Annotated in this window: 1 protein-coding gene; it reads right to left on the bottom strand. The window is 54.3% G+C overall.

Annotation, left to right across the window (positions count from 1 at the left end):
• The coding region (locus EOC06_RS44555; RefSeq protein ID WP_245470417.1) for an autoinducer binding domain-containing protein at positions 1-357 on the bottom strand (357 nt) is incomplete at its 3' end.
• Positions 358-873: the final 516 nt, after the last annotated feature.

Below are 873 nucleotides of genomic sequence, written 5' to 3'. Positions count from 1 at the left end.
CTTCTTAACAATGGGATCTATCCTATCATAACCCATTTCGGAGCATCGCTTTTGCCAATCATCAGGATAATTCAGCATGACCGGCGGAACTCGTCGGATCGGCTTCAGAGATTTTCGGTCGGGTGTAGGAGGTCCATAGGCGATCCATGGAAAACCAAAATTCAGGGCAAAGTCAGACAGCAGGCCGAACAACTGGTCGGATTTACTAACACCATTAGTCTGCTCTACAAACCGGGCGAAATCGCCCGCAAATGCGTCCCGGGCCACCTCCCGGAAGTCTATCGGGGGCACGAAAGAAAACGGGCTGAACGCTCTGGTTGTCAGCCCTTGGAAACGAGGGAACGTACCGTCCGCCATGTTTCACTCCCTCTTTCAGAGGACACTTGCCCGCACGCTGTCAATGGTGCCAACGCTGCGGCTGTAAGAGACTGCTGCTCCGCCCCGACTTCTGGCAGCGCACCATCCTGAAGCTCCAGCAGCGGGGATTCGACGTGGGTCTAAAACTGCTGCCGCTCGCAAGGATGGAGCTTCAAAAGTAGTGCCAATGTCGCACAAAGATATCCAAAACAGACTTTCTTCATGTTCAGCAATGCCTTAATGACGGCGTAGCGGGAAGCCCGACCAAACACCGCGAAGTCGCGAACTCGACAAACCCGACTGTAAGTGTCGTTTGGCTCGCTTCGTAAATGCGGCGGGACGTTATCGATGCTGCAAACTGGAGGTTTGCGGTGGGTTCAGCGATGTCTTTACGACAGCGTTTCGGTGGGTTGACACTTCGGCAGTTGGCTGGCTCGGCAAACGAAGAATGCCGGTCAAGAGCGTTGGTGCACGGATCGTTTATTGGTCTGGGTTTAGGGAAGCGGCAACCGCAGT

This window comes from Mesorhizobium sp. M7A.F.Ca.MR.362.00.0.0 (assembly GCF_004023175.1).
Taxonomy (GTDB): Bacteria; Pseudomonadota; Alphaproteobacteria; order Rhizobiales; family Rhizobiaceae; genus Mesorhizobium.
The sequence above is the reverse complement of the archived record's forward strand: the minus strand, read 5'-3'. Positions and strand labels throughout refer to the sequence as shown.